At 55.5% G+C, this 13,036-nt stretch carries 10 protein-coding genes; 3 read left to right on the top strand and 7 right to left on the bottom strand.

The features are described from left to right. The first annotated feature begins 20 nt into the window (after positions 1 to 20). Positions 21 to 2,270, top strand: a complete 2,250-nt coding sequence (locus E5201_RS06430) for an RNA degradosome polyphosphate kinase (RefSeq protein WP_140985248.1) — start codon at positions 21 to 23, stop codon at positions 2,268 to 2,270. Between the two features lie 25 nt (positions 2,271 to 2,295). After that, positions 2,296 to 3,795, top strand: a complete 1,500-nt coding sequence (locus E5201_RS06435; protein WP_342774713.1) for a Ppx/GppA phosphatase family protein — start codon at positions 2,296 to 2,298, stop codon at positions 3,793 to 3,795. Here the strand turns inward: E5201_RS06435 and E5201_RS06440 are convergent. From E5201_RS06440 to dusB, 7 genes are all read right to left on the bottom strand, one after another. Next, positions 3,792 to 4,148, bottom strand: coding sequence for an iron chaperone (locus E5201_RS06440; protein ID WP_140985252.1), 357 nt, complete (start codon positions 4,146 to 4,148; stop codon positions 3,792 to 3,794). The genes E5201_RS06435 and E5201_RS06440 overlap by 4 nt on opposite strands. Before the next feature lie 43 nt (positions 4,149 to 4,191). Next, positions 4,192 to 5,496 (bottom strand): GTPase HflX, encoded by a 1,305-nt coding sequence (gene hflX, locus E5201_RS06445; protein ID WP_140985253.1) that lies wholly within the window; start codon positions 5,494 to 5,496, stop codon positions 4,192 to 4,194. Positions 5,497 to 5,511: 15 nt separating this feature from the next. Next, the gene (gene hfq, locus E5201_RS06450; protein ID WP_140985255.1) at positions 5,512 to 5,760 is read right to left on the bottom strand and encodes an RNA chaperone Hfq; all 249 of its coding nucleotides are present in this window, start codon (positions 5,758 to 5,760) and stop codon (positions 5,512 to 5,514) included. Between the two features lie 102 nt (positions 5,761 to 5,862). After that, complete coding sequence (locus E5201_RS06455; protein WP_140985257.1) at positions 5,863 to 6,756, bottom strand: D-amino-acid transaminase; 894 nt, start codon at positions 6,754 to 6,756, stop codon at positions 5,863 to 5,865. A gap of 3 nt (positions 6,757 to 6,759) precedes the next feature. After that, the gene (gene ntrX, locus E5201_RS06460) at positions 6,760 to 8,160 is read right to left on the bottom strand and encodes a nitrogen assimilation response regulator NtrX (RefSeq protein WP_140985259.1); all 1,401 of its coding nucleotides are present in this window, start codon (positions 8,158 to 8,160) and stop codon (positions 6,760 to 6,762) included. Continuing rightward, positions 8,160 to 10,418, bottom strand: coding sequence for a sensor histidine kinase NtrY-like (locus E5201_RS06465; RefSeq protein WP_140985261.1), 2,259 nt, complete (start codon positions 10,416 to 10,418; stop codon positions 8,160 to 8,162). Before E5201_RS06465 ends, ntrX begins: the two co-directional genes overlap by 1 nt. A 178-nt stretch (positions 10,419 to 10,596) precedes the next feature. Continuing rightward, the gene (gene dusB, locus E5201_RS06470; RefSeq protein WP_140985263.1) at positions 10,597 to 11,583 is read right to left on the bottom strand and encodes a tRNA dihydrouridine synthase DusB; all 987 of its coding nucleotides are present in this window, start codon (positions 11,581 to 11,583) and stop codon (positions 10,597 to 10,599) included. 182 nt (positions 11,584 to 11,765) lie between these two features. Between dusB and E5201_RS06475 the strand changes: the two genes are divergently transcribed. Further along, the gene (locus E5201_RS06475) at positions 11,766 to 12,917 is read left to right on the top strand and encodes a bifunctional 2-C-methyl-D-erythritol 4-phosphate cytidylyltransferase/2-C-methyl-D-erythritol 2,4-cyclodiphosphate synthase (RefSeq protein ID WP_140985264.1); all 1,152 of its coding nucleotides are present in this window, start codon (positions 11,766 to 11,768) and stop codon (positions 12,915 to 12,917) included. Positions 12,918 to 13,036: the final 119 nt, after the last annotated feature.

Raw genomic sequence — 13,036 nt, forward strand, 5'->3', positions numbered from 1 at the left:
ATAAGAGGATACAAAACGCCATGTCGGCTCCTGATGCAGTCAAGGAAACATCTGAACTTTCCGGGGAGCGGCAGATCAATACCGTTAGTGCCGAAGCACCGCATGTGCCTCAGGCTGATCTTGATCTTGATGCGCTCGAAACGCTTGGCGATGCCCTCTATATCAATCGCGAACTGTCCTGGCTGGCCTTTAACCGGCGGGTGATCGAGGAAGCGGAAAATCCGCGTCATCCTCTTCTGGAGCGGCTGCGGTTCTTATCGATTTCAGCCAACAATCTCGATGAATTCTATATGGTTCGGGTCGCCGGTCTTCAGGGACAGGTTCGCGAAGGTGTACGTATCCTGTCCGAGGATGGCCATACTCCCGCCGAACAGCTTGAGGCCGTCAATAAGGTCGCCTCAAGCCTGATGCTCAAGCAGCAAAGCATCTGGTCGCGCCTGCGCGAAGAACTGGCCGAAAGCGGCTTGCAACTTATCGACCATAAGAACATCAATAAGACGGATCGCATCTGGCTGGAAAAACGGTTTAATGAGCAACTGTTTCCGGTTCTGACGCCACTGGCGGTTGATCCGGCGCACCCCTTCCCTTTTATACCCAATCTTGGTTTTTCTATTGCGCTCAAACTATTGCGCCGGTCTGATCAGAAATTACTTTATGCGTTGATTCCCATTCCAACGGGCGTCAAACGGTTCTGGGAAATCGGAAACGTATCGCGTGGATCAAACACCAAGCGCAAATTCATCACCCTTGAAGGGCTGGTGATGATGTTCGTCAACCAGATTTTCCCAGGCTTTGACATCCTTGGTAAGGGCGTCTTCCGTATCGTACGTGACAGCGATATTGAAATGGAAGAAGAAGCCGAAGATCTGGTGCGCGAGTTTGAGGCCCTGCTCAAACAAAGGCGTCTGGGGTCTGTGGTACGCGTCAAGATATCGCAAACCATGCCGGATGATCTGCGCGAGTTCCTGATCGAGCAGCTTCATGCCAAGCCGGAAGATGTCGTTGTTATCAACGGCATATTGGGTATGGCAGAACTGTCTCAGCTCATTCCGCCTGATCGTAATGACCTGAAATTCAAGCCCTATACGCCGCGTTTCCCTGAGCGTATTCGCGATTCCGGTGGAGATATATTCTCCGCTATTCGTGAAAAAGACATTCTGGTTCACCACCCGTTTGAAAGCTTCGATGCGGTGGTGCAGTTCTTACGTCAGTCGGCACGCGATCCGAACGTCATCGCCATCAAGCAGACCCTTTACCGCACCTCAAAAGACTCGCCGATTGTCGCGGCCCTGATTGAGGCAGCCGAACAGGGGAAAAATGTTACGGCGCTGGTTGAGATCAAGGCGCGTTTTGACGAAGAGGCGAACCTCAAGTGGGCGCGCGCCATGGAGCGGGCGGGCGTACATGTGGTTTACGGATTTGTTGAGTACAAAACCCATGCAAAACTGTCGGTTGTTGTCAGACGTGAAGGTGAAAGCTTAAGAACATATTGTCACTTTGGCACCGGAAATTATCACCCGGTAACCGCCAAGGTCTATACCGATCTCAGCCTGTTTACAGCTAATCCGGCGCTGGGCCGTGATGCCATGCGCATCTTCAATTTCATCACCGGCTATGCGCGGCCTGATGTAATGGAAAAGCTCTATTTCTCGCCGGTAACGTTGAAAAAAGGTTTAACATATCTGATTGATCAGGAAATTCATAACGCCAGAGCGGGTAAGCCTGCGCAGATATGGGCCAAGATGAATTCACTGGTCGATCCGGTGATTATCCGCAAGCTTTATCAGGCGTCACAGGCGGGCGTACAGATTGATCTGATTATTCGTGGCATTTGCTGCCTTCGACCGGGGGTGCCCGGTTATTCGGATAATATTCGCGTGCAATCCATTGTGGGGCGTTTTCTGGAGCATACGCGCATTGTCTGCTTTGGTAACGGTCAGGAACTACCGTCCGATCAGGCGCGGCTCTATATTTCATCCGCAGACTGGATGAGCCGCAACCTTGATCGTCGGGTTGAGGTGCTGATTCCGGTCGAAAACCCGACCGTGCACCGTCAGGTTCTGGATCAGATCATGGTTGCCAATATGAACGATGAAGCCCAGACCTGGCATCTCAATTCGGATGGTAGTTATTACCGGCACGATGTGTCACATCTGGAAAAACCGTTCTCGGCCCACGATTATTTCATGACAAACCCGTCCCTGTCCGGTAGAGGTCGCGGCGTGAAAGATATGCCCCAGGCCTTTGATCATGTCGGTGTCCGTAAATAGTTCTGCGCCGACAGGCGTTACCGCTTTGTCAGCCAGGCCTCCGGTTGACAGCTACTTTTCCGGTGTCATTGACATCGGGTCAAACTCGGTGCGTCTGGTTATTTATCGCATTGAAGGGCGTTCGATCTGGCCGGTCTATAACGAAAAGGTTCTTGCGGGACTGGGTAAGAACCTGTTTGTCACGGGCAAACTCAATCCGGCCGGTTGTGAGGAAACCCTGATCGCCCTCAGGCGTTTCAGGGCCATCGTCGACTCCTATGCCCTTAGTCATGTTCATACCGTGGCGACCGCGGCTATACGTGAAGCCGAGGACGGGCCTGATTTTGCCCGTCAGATCGAAGCGCACAGCGGCTTTAAGGTGCGTATTCTAAGCGGTTCCGAAGAGGCCTTTTATTCCGCATCCGGCGTGGTGTGCGGTCATAATGAGGCCAGGGGCATAGTCGGCGATCTGGGGGGGTCCAGTCTGGAATTGCTGGCGCTTGAGGGCGAAGATGCGTTTAAAGGCATCACTCTGCCACTCGGGCCGTTTGCATTGGGTTCCCCTAAGCCCATAGATATTACCAGGACGCGCGCCGCGATTATAGAGGTACTGAGGCCCCATAAGGCGCGATTCAGCCACCGTGAGTTCCATGCTGTTGGCGGCGCCTGGCGCAATCTGGCGGTCATCTGGATGCAGCAAGCCAATTACCCGCTGGAAATTGTTCAGCAGTTTGAACTTCCTGCCCGCGAAGTCATCAATATCTGCGCCCTGATCGCCAGTCAGTCGCCGTCGTCTCTGGAAAAGATTCGAGGAGTCACCAAACGGCGCATGGAAAACCTGTCCTATGCCGCGCTGGTGCTTCAGTGCCTGACTGAATGTTTTGAATTTGAAACCGTCATCTTCTCGGCCAACGGTTTGCGGGAAGGCCTGTTGTTTGATGCCCTGCCGGCGGATTTACAAAAACGTGACCCGCTGATTGAGGGCTGTGCTGCCCTTGGCGCACGTCTGGGCATTTCCAACCAGATTGGTTCCGCGCTTTCACGCTGGGTCTGTGAATTTTATGATCAGGCTGAAGTCGCATCGGAAAGCCGCCCTGAACGTCGTTTGATTCGTGCCGCGGCGAAGTTGGCGGATATGGGGGCCTGCCTGCATCCCGATCATCGGGCCGAACTGGTCTGTGATCAGGTCTTGCGCGCCCCTATTCCCGGCCAAAGCCATTCGGAACGCGTGTTTCTCGCCTGTACGCTGTTCACGCGTTATTCCGGTGATGCCTACACCAAGGAACCGGTGCTTATACGCCGGATTTTAGGTGATGAAGGGTTGGTTATGGCCACACAGTTGGGGCTGGCCCTACGTCTTGGGTGTGATTTGTCGGCAAAATCTGCGGAACTGTTACGCCACGCCCAGCTTTCCCGACAGGATGCAGATCTGGTGCTTGAGGCCAGAGCGGGCTGGGAAGACCTGTTGTTGGGTGAGCAAACGCGCAAGCGGGCCAAGGCCCTGTCCAATGCCCTGAAGCTCAATCTGAAAATGGGTTCGTACTAAAACCCCTTTTGCTTACGTGAGCTAGCGGCCAGTTTCGCCACCAGTCCATCGGGTATCGGCTTGGTGTGTGAGAAGGTAATTCCGGTTTTGGTCGCCTTAAGTTTCAAGGACTCAATTTCATTGGTATGGGCCGCTATGGCACCCGGATCGACATATAGCCCGCATTGTTTGCTGAAGGCGGCATAGCCCGCGATAATCACACCATCGATCTGAAATCCGGGCATGTCATATTTCATGACTTCTTGAGCATCAGGCAGAGCCCGCCTTAGCTGCGTGCGCAATCGATCCAACACGGTGCGAAACGGCTCCGGTGCTGCGGCAATATAGGTGTCGTGGTCAACTGGCCTGATCATGGCACCACTATGCCTTTGAGTCTGTCCGAAAACAACCGTCAGGCTAGCCCATGCGCTCCAGACGACCCAGTGCCTGATCCGACAGGCGCACCCGCAAGTGAACCCGCCCCTGATCATCCTCAAAACGACTCAGAATGCGTGCCTGATCATAGAGAAAGGCCAGCTTTTGCCCTTCATGCGGGGCCAGAACGATATCGATCTCGGCACCATCCGAATCAACGCCCTGTGAGATAGCCGCAAGCAAGGCGTCTATCCCCTCACCGGTTATGGCTGACACCGGAATCGGGCGTTTAGCCATTTTGCTGGTGATAGCACGGGCATAAAGGGTGTCGCGCGCCTCTTCGTCCACCAGATCGATCTTGTTCCACACCTCAACAAAGCGTGAACGATCAAGGTCTGGATGTATATGCTCCAGAACCTGCTCAACGTCACGCCCTTGCGTTTCGGCTTCGGGGTTTGACATATCGCGCACGTGGAGGATCAGGTCGGCCTCGATGACCTCCTCAAGTGTGGCACGAAACGCCGCCACAAGCTCGTGTGGAAGATCAGAAATAAAACCCACCGTATCCGAAATGATTGCCGGACGCCCGTTAGGCAGGTTCAGCGTCCGCAAGGTCGTGTCCAGCGTAGCGAACAGCATATCCTTCGCCAGAACTTCGGCTCGGGTCAGGTGGTTGAACAGGGTCGATTTACCGGCGTTGGTATAGCCAACCAGCGCCACAATCGGATAGGGCACCTTACGCCGCGCATTACGATGCAGGTTGCGTGTACGGCGCACTTCCTCAAGATCGCCCTTCAAGCGCTTGATCTTGTCGGCAATCATTCGCCGGTCGAGTTCGATCTGGGTTTCGCCGGGGCCGCCGGTGGTGCCGGTCGCCCGCTGACGCTCAAGGTGGGTCCATGTGCGTACCAGACGCGACCGTTCGTACTCAAGGCGCGCCAGTTCGACCTGAAGCTTACCTTCGTTGGTTCGCGCTCTGAGGCCGAAAATTTCGAGAATAAGGCCGGTACGGTCAATGACCTTCACCTCCAGCGCTTTTTCAAGATTGCGTTGCTGAATAGGCGTCAGGGTGGTGTTGATAATCACCACATTGGCCTCAAGCTGCTCGCAAAGATCGGCCAGTTCCTCGACCTTACCCTGACCGAACAGGGTCGCCGGATTGGGTTTGCGAACACGCGCCGTATGGGTACCGACGATTTTGAGATCCAGCGCCATCGCCAGACCCACCGCTTCGTCCAGACGTGACTCATCGTGTCTGCGCAAAGCGGCGGATAGGGAACCGGTATCGGGATCTACAACAACCGCGCGCTGAATTTCAGGCAGACGGTCTACAAATTTTTGGCTCAATAGGTGGCCTTAAACTCAGTCTTCGGAATCTTCTTCCTGTTCATACAATTGAACAGGTGCCGCTGGCATGATGGTCGAGATCGCATGCTTGTACACCAGTTGCGATTGACCATCGCGGCGCAGGAGCACACAGAAATTATCGAACCAGCTCACAATGCCCTGAAGCTTGACGCCGTTGATCAGGAAGATGGTAAGAGGGGTTTTGGTTTTGCGGACACTGTTCAGAAAAGTGTCTTGCAGATTTTGTTTTTTATCGTGGGACATTACTCAGCCCTTCTATTTTAAAATGACGAAGGGCAACAGCGCCCCCCACACAGACAGAGAAGCTATATGATAATGGATAATGCCCGTAATTCAACCTTCGGGCTATAAATTATTATTTCCGGATGCCGACCAAACACCCGCAGAATGTGTGGCTTCCTGGATATAGGCTTCGCGTAAGGTCGTGGCGACGTCACCGGGCATGCCATCGCCAATCACATGCCCGTCAAGGTCAACAATCGGCATGACAAAGGTTGAGGCCGCCGATAGAAACAGTTCCGAGGCTGCATAGGCGTCTTTGAGCGTAAAGGCCTCTTCGATGACCGTATAGCCTTGCGATTTCAGCAGGCTGATCAGGCTGATGCGGGTCACGCCCGGCAATATATTAGCCGTCAGGGGCGCGGTTTTGATCGTCTTGTCGCCGCTCACCAGATAGACATTGGCCGAGCCGCCTTCCGTGACATAGCCGTTAGAATCCACCAAAATCACATCGTCCGCACCGGCTTCGCGCGCGGTTTGCTTGGCCAGCACATTGGGCAAAAGCCCGACCGTCTTGATATCGCAGCGGCCCCAGCGGATATCCGGCTGGCTGATAGCCTTGATGCCTTTGGCAGCCTTACGGCGGGCCGCGTCACGATCAACCGGTTTCGCCGTAATGACCACTGAGGGTTTCACGGGTGTGGCCGGAAAGAAATGGTCGCGTGGGGCGACGCCACGACTGACCTGAAGATAGATCATACCCTCACGGATACGATTACGGCGAATGACCTCCTCAAGGATGACCACCAGAGACGCCCGCCCCATGGGTTGCGCAATATGCAACTCGCGCAATGAGCGCTCAAGCCGGTCAAGGTGCGCTGTTAAGTCCGCTGCCCGACCGTCAAATACTGCCCATACCTCATAGACGGCGTCGGCAAACTGATAGCCGCGATCCTCAATGGACACCGAGGCATGGTTCTGGCGCACATAGGCCCCGTTGACATAGGCGATACGCGACATGAACTATTCTTCGTCCTCAGCGCCACGAATATGAGCCAGACCCAGTGACTTCAGCTTACGGTGAAGTGCCGAGCGCTCCATGCCGATGAAATTGGCCGTGCGGGAGATATTGCCGCCAAAGCGCACGATCTGAGAGGACAGATATTCCCGCTCAAAGACTTCACGCGCATCGCGTAATGGCAGGGCGATGATTCGTTCAGGACGGATAGCACCGGCCACGGCAGATTCGACAACCTCTGCCGGCAGCATCTGAGCGGTGATCAGCTCATTGGGGTCACCCGAAGCCAGAATCAGCAGGCGTTCGATATTGTTACGCAACTGGCGGACATTACCCGGCCATTCGTGCACCTGAAGGGTGGCCATGGCGTCCTCGCTGAGCGTGCGCTTCGGCAGGCCGTGCCCCTTGGAGATGCGATCGATGAAATAGGTCACCAGTTCGGCAATGTCGCTGCGGCGCTCGGACAAACCCGGCACCCGTACCGGCACCACATTCAGGCGATGGAACAGGTCTTCACGGAAGCGACCATTGGCGATTTCCTGTTGCAAGTCTTTGGATGTTGAGGAAATAACCCGCACGTCAACCTGAACGTCCTGCGCCCCGCCGACACGGACAAACCGCTGCTCCACCAACACCCTGAGGATGCGGCTTTGCGATTCCATCGGCATATCGGCCACTTCATCGAGGAACAAGGTGCCGCCGTGGGCGCGTTCAAACACCCCGATCTTGCGTGGACGCCCCTCCTCGCCTTCTTCGCCAAACAGTTCGATATCGAGTCGCTCCGGCGTCATGCCAGCGGCAGAAATGGCTAGGAATTCACACTGGGCGCGCGGGCTGGCGTCATGGATCATCCGCGCCACAAGTTCCTTACCCGAACCTGACGGGCCAGAAATCATGATGCGCGAATTGGCGTGCGCCACCTTGGAGATGGTCGAGCGCAGAAGCTGCGCAGCTGCCGAATTACCGATCAGACCATCAGGTACAACCGCCTGATTTCTCAGGCGACGGTTTTCACGCTTAAGCGAAGCCATTTCCAACGCCCGTTCAATGACCATGATCAGGCGCTCGGTCTTGAACGGCTTTTCAATAAAGTCATAGGCACCGCGCTTTATGGCCGACACAGCGGTCTCGATGGTGCCGTGGCCGGAAATCATCACCGCCGGAATATCCGGATCAAGCTCACGCAGCACATCCAGAAGCTCAAGACCATCAAGCCCCCCGCCCTGCATCCAGATATCGAGCACCACCAGCGACGGTTTACGTGCCTTGACCGCCTTAAGGGCCGAAGTGGAATCCGGCGCAGTACGTACCGCAAAGCCTTCATCCTCAAGGATACCCGCAATCAGTTCACGGATATCGGCCTCATCATCCACGACCAGAATATCTACACCCGAAGAGACTTTCATTATACCCTCATCAGTCTGGCTCCGTCAGGAGCCTCCGTTACGCCAGTACCTTCCTGCGTCTTGGGCAGACGCAGAACGGCACGGGCGCCGCTTAAGTGAACGGCATCCAGTAAATGGAATTCACCGCCGTGATCTTCTAAAATCCGCTTTACAATCGCCAGCCCCAGACCTGTGCCTTTTTCACGCGTGGTGACATAAGGCTCCGTCAGGCGGTCACGATCTTTTTCCGGCAACCCTATACCATCATCCTCGATATCGATGGTGACAAATCCGGCTTCCTGATACATTTCGACACGCATCTGACCGGTTTCAGGGCCGCTCGTGCCTGCCTGTGCATGACGCGAGGCAATGGCCTCCCCGCCGTTTTTCAGCACATTGGTCAGCACCTGAGAAAGCATGCGTCCGTCACAGACTACCTTGATGTCCGGCAAGGGATCAACGATCCTAATGTCGATGTCAGGCTTGGCAACGCGTTGCGCAAAGACCGCGTGACGCACCAGTTCGGCGGCATCTTCTTCGGCAAAATTAGGCGTTGGCATGCGCGCAAAGGCCGAAAATTCATCGACCATGCGGCCAATATCACCGACCTGACGCACGATGGTATCGGTCAGGCGGTCATAGGTTTCGACGTCTGTCTCAATCTGTGAGCGATATTTCCGCTTAAGGCGTTCGGCAGACAACTGAATAGGTGTTAGCGGGTTTTTGATTTCATGGGCAATGCGCCGTGCTACGTCTTTCCAAGCGGCATTTCTCTGAGCAGCCACGAGGCGTGTAATATCGTCAAAGGTCAGCACCATGCCGCCGGTTTCAAGGCTTGAGGCGCGCACACGCAGACGACGCGTCTCGCTGTGGCGTATCAGATCGACCTCGCGCTCTTCAACCTTATGCGGTGACACATTATCGATAAGTTCGGCAATTTCCGGTGCCAGTTCGCGAATTGGCGCGCCGATAGCGTCTTCGGCATTGATCCCCAGGAAGTTGGCGGCATGGCGATTGAGCGCCGAAATGGATTCGCTGGTGTCTATACCGACAATACCGGCGGATATTTCTGACAGCACGGTTTCAATGAAACGTCGTCGTTCTTCGGCCTCTTCCCCAGCCGATTTGAGTGCGGCCTGCTGACTCTGGAGGTCAGACGTCATGCGGTTAAAGGCGCGCGACAGAACGGCAATGTCTTCGGATTGCTTTTCAGTCATGACGCGTGCGTTAAGATCCCCCGAGGCCACCTTATCGGCAGCCTGCACAAGTCGGGCCACAGGCACTGCAATCGAATCAGCCGCGGAAATACCAGCCCAGATGGCCCCCACCAGCACCAACAACACCGTCTCAATATAGGCCAGCGCAAATACGCCCTGCACACGGGCATTGTTTTCGGAAACCTCGCGCAGGTCAACAATGGCCTGCTCTGCCGTTTTCAGACGCGCGAGAATGCCCGGTTGCAGTAAACGCACCCCATAAAGCTTCGCCCCGTCATAGCCTTTGAGCGGATAGATCAGCCGCACCGCATCCGGATCGGCAAACACACCGCCGCCGATATCACCTTCGGCGGTGGTATCAAGCGCGGTCTGGGATGGTGCCAGATAGACCGGCGCGCCGGGGTTTTCGGCACGCGCAAGAATATGTCCGGAATCATCAATGAGATAAACTGCCGTCAACTCACCGCGAATGCTGATCAGGTCACGCAGGGCCAGTGAAAAGCTCAGGCGATTGGGATAGAGTGCCTGCATGTGTTCGTGCTCAAGGTCTGTCGCCACATCCGTAAGGGTATCGCTGGCAGTATTGACCTGCGCATCGAGAAAGGTCTGGGCAATATAGGCACCGTTTTCGACTGATGACTGAACGCGATCCGAAAACCAGGTCTCAACGCCTTTATTGACCAGCACGCCGAACAGCAGGGCCACAACAAAGGCTGGTGTCACCGCCACCAGCGCAAACAGGGCCACAAAGCGCACATGAAGCCGTGCACCGGCATCCACCCCCCGACTTTGGGCGATGCGGAATACGCGGCGGATGACAAAGAAGGTCAGGACCAGCAACAGAAGCAGGTTGGCACAGACCATAGCAAATAGGAATGTGCTCGAAGGCCCCGGCCCGGCATCAGGCGAGGCGATAATCATGCCAATGATCAGCAGGGTGGTCAGCGCAGATAAGGCATAGCCAGCGGGCAGGCCCAGCCCTTGCGGACGCGCACCTTTTGCTGCCCGTTGCAGGCGCAGCCACTCAACCCCAAACCGACGCTTGATACCTGTGTCCTTCAAAAAACGGGTCCTGTGAAGGTGATCATAATGGGCCTTCTGGCAGTTTGCTCAGGCAAAGTAGTTGCCAAAAACACACATGGCATTTGCGCACCACTGTGTCTGAATATCAACACCAATATATCACATAGGCTCTGAATCTGGCAGAAATTCATCACATTGTGTAAGCAAAATTAGCCTTTCAGGCCATTATGGTCTGCAATTCGCGTGTAATGGCTTCCGGACAATCCAGACGGCACAGCCGTGCCTTATCGTGACGCCGGATCAGCGGATCGGCATTATAATCGGCCGCTTCAATGTACCACCCCAAATGCTTCTTGAACATCTTAAGGCCCAGCGCGGTGCCATAGAAACTCAGGCTGTCGTGCATATGCTCTAAAACAATTTCAAGCCGTAGCGATGAGTGAGGTTCCACCGCCTGATTACCCTTAAGCGCCCGATCAAGCTGCGTCGCCAGCCAGGGTCGACCATAAATACCACGCCCGAGCATCAGGGCATCTGCCCCCGATGCCGCAAGCGCCTGACGGGCCGTGTCGGCGTCAGTAATATCGCCGTTGACAATAACCGGAATATCCACCGCCTCCTTAACCTGACGTACAAAGGCCCAGTCGGCCTGACCCTTGTAAAATTGCTGGCGGGTACGGCCATGCACGGTAACGGCCCTGACGCCAATATCACGCGCCTTAAGGGCCAGTTCGGCGGCATTACGATTCTGATCGTCCCAACCGAGACGCATTTTCACCGTCACGGGGCGATTAGTCGCCTGAACCGCCGCTTCCATCAGACGGCAGGCCGTATCCAGGTCCTTCATCAGAGCCGAACCGCACAACACGCCGGTGACTTCCTTGGCCGGACAACCGAAATTCAGATCGACAATATGCGCGCCTGACTCTTCGGCCAGTTTCGCACCACGCGCAATGTAATCCGCGTCCCGCCCGATAAGCTGAACAATCTTTAGGCCCGCATGTTCGCCAAGCTGGGCTTTGCGCACCACATCAGGACGGCCCTTTTCAAGCTCGGCACAGGCGACCATCTCCGTGGCCGCATAGGCAGCGCCTAATTTGGACGCCATCCGCCGGAACGGCAGATCGGACACGCCGGTCATGGGCGCAATCAGCACCCGCCCACCTATCGTAACGTCACCAATTTCCAGGCCATTCTGCGTCATGTCCGCGCTTATGCCGCCGAAACACAGTTTCCGCAAGACAGGCAGGCAGGGTCGCGGACCCTGCACCCGATAGCCCCGAGGTTTAGGTGCCACAATGGAAAGAGCCATCTGGCTCGGCTCATAGGGGGGCAGGGCCTGAGGCCCTGCCTTGCAAAAAACAATTCAGGCTTTAAACAGGCCGTATGAGTTTTAAATCTATCATCGTAGCGGGCGGTTCGGGCCTGCGTTCCGGCGGCAAGAAGCAATGGCGCGCCTTTTGCGGGCGTCCGGTTCTGTGGTGGCCGGTCGACGCCTTTGTCCGGGCCGGATCAGACGATATTGTCGTTGTCGTGCCTGTGGATGATATGGCGCTGGCCGAAAGCATTGTCGGAGACTTGCCCCATGTGCGTATCGTCAGTGGTGGTGCCACGCGCGCGCTGTCGGTCGAAAATGGTTTGAAGGCGCTTGAGGCGACGGCGGGGCCTAAAGACATTGTACTTATTCACGATGCGGCGCGCCCGCTTCTGACGGTTGAGCTGGTCAATCGCTTGCTTGAGGGGCTTAAGACGATGCGTGCGGCCATACTGGCCTTGCCGGTTGCCGATTCCCTGAAAAGAATTAAAGATCAAGTCATTACAGACGCTCCTTCACGTGAAAACCTGTGGCATGCACAAACCCCGCAAGCGTTCCGTCTGGCGGATATTTCGCATGGTTTTGCACTCTGGCCCGCCGATCAGGAGGCTACGGATGAGGCCATGATGGCAGCACATGCAGGCATAGCGGTCGGGATCGTCGAAGGCGATGCGCGCCTGCAAAAGCTAACCTATCCTGATGACTTTGCCGTTCTGGAGGCTCTGATGTCCCCCCCGCTGTCCTTAAGAAATATGAGAGTCGGTCAGGGGTTTGACGTTCATCGCTGGGGAGACGGTCAAAGCGTATGGCTGTGTGGCATTGAGATCAGTCATGACAAGACTCTGATCGGCCATTCGGATGCCGATGCAGGCCTTCATGCGCTCACTGATGCGCTTATGGGGGCAGCAGGCCTTGGGGACATTGGCGAACATTTCCCGCCGACCGACCCGCAATGGAAGGGCGCACCCTCCTATATTTTTCTGGAACACGCCGCGCGGCTTATTCGCGAACGCGGGGGTGAAATTATCAATGTCGATGTGACCCTTATTTGCGAACAGCCCAAAATCAAACCGCATCGTCAGGCTATGCAGCAACGTCTGGCCGAAATTTTGGGGGTTGATGTCTCACGGGTCAGCGTCAAAGCCACAACCACGGAAAAACTGGGCTTCACTGGCCGTGAGGAAGGTCTGGCGGCTCAGGCCGTGTGCTTGATAATGCTATAAATAATTGCGGGCAGCCCCCCTGTTCAGGGGATGACGCACCTGCGAACTAATGGTTTGCTCCTCAGGTCTGGTCGGCTTTTTTACGCAATCGCTATTATTGCGGGCCTTATTTTAAACCT

The sequence above is a fragment of the Asticcacaulis tiandongensis genome, from assembly GCF_006475605.1.
In the GTDB taxonomy this organism is placed as follows: Bacteria; Pseudomonadota; Alphaproteobacteria; order Caulobacterales; family Caulobacteraceae; genus Asticcacaulis; species Asticcacaulis tiandongensis.